At 36.7% G+C, this 746-nt stretch carries 1 protein-coding gene; it reads left to right on the forward strand.

Annotated elements, in window-relative coordinates; all coding sequences use genetic code 11:
* Positions 1-137: 137 nt before the first annotated feature.
* Positions 138-608, forward strand: coding sequence for an IS200/IS605 family transposase (tnpA, locus tag WKT09_RS13715; RefSeq protein ID WP_340416561.1), 471 nt, complete (start codon positions 138-140; stop codon positions 606-608).
* Positions 609-746: the final 138 nt, after the last annotated feature.

Genomic DNA, 746 nt, shown 5'->3' on the forward strand with positions numbered 1-746 from the left:
TTATGCATTTGAAAACCCCTGGCTCTGCCGGGGGTTCTAAGTAGCTTTTAGCGTGGTATTAAAAAATGCCTCCTATCGTGATAAGATAAAGTTGGTTTCCCGACCACCATATCTTACAAGAGAAGGAGGCAATCCTAATGCAGGATAAGAATAGTTTAGCACATACACAGTGGAGATGTAAGTATCATATCGTATTTGCGCCAAAATATAGACGACAAATTATTTACGGTAAATATAAGAAAAGTATAGGAGAGATTATTAGAAGTCTTTGCGAAAGAAAAAATGTAGAGATTCATGAAGCAAATGCATGTAGAGATCATATTCATATGCTTGTAAGTATTCCACCCAAATTAAGTGTATCTCAATTTATGGGTTATTTGAAAGGTAAAAGCAGCTTAATGATTTTTGATCGTCATGCAAATTTAAAGTATAAGTATGGAAACAGAAAATTTTGGTGTAGAGGATACTTTGTGGATACAGTAGGAAGAAACAAAAATCAAATCCAGGAATATATAAGAAATCAGCTAAAAGATGATTATATAAGCGATCAACTGACATTATTCGAAGAGTACGACCCATTTACGGGACAGCGAAATAAGAAAAGATAGGAATAAGAGATTCTTAAAGAATCCGTGCGTGGATGTGGTGCATAAGGGAGACCGTTCAGTGAGCCTTTTAGGCTGAGGCCGGTAATAAAGGCTTTCAGCCGCAGAGCAAACCACCAGTTCACACTGGTGGTTTTGATT

It is taken from the genome of Pseudogracilibacillus sp. ICA-222130 (assembly GCF_037892545.1).
Classification (GTDB): Bacteria; Bacillota; Bacilli; order Bacillales; family Amphibacillaceae; genus Pseudogracilibacillus.

What these genes read in the sequence shown, in the direction of transcription:
- tnpA (WP_340416561.1), top strand. Translation starts at nt 138, where the DNA reads ATGCAGGATAAGAATAGTTTAGCACATACACAGTGGAGATGTAAGTAT.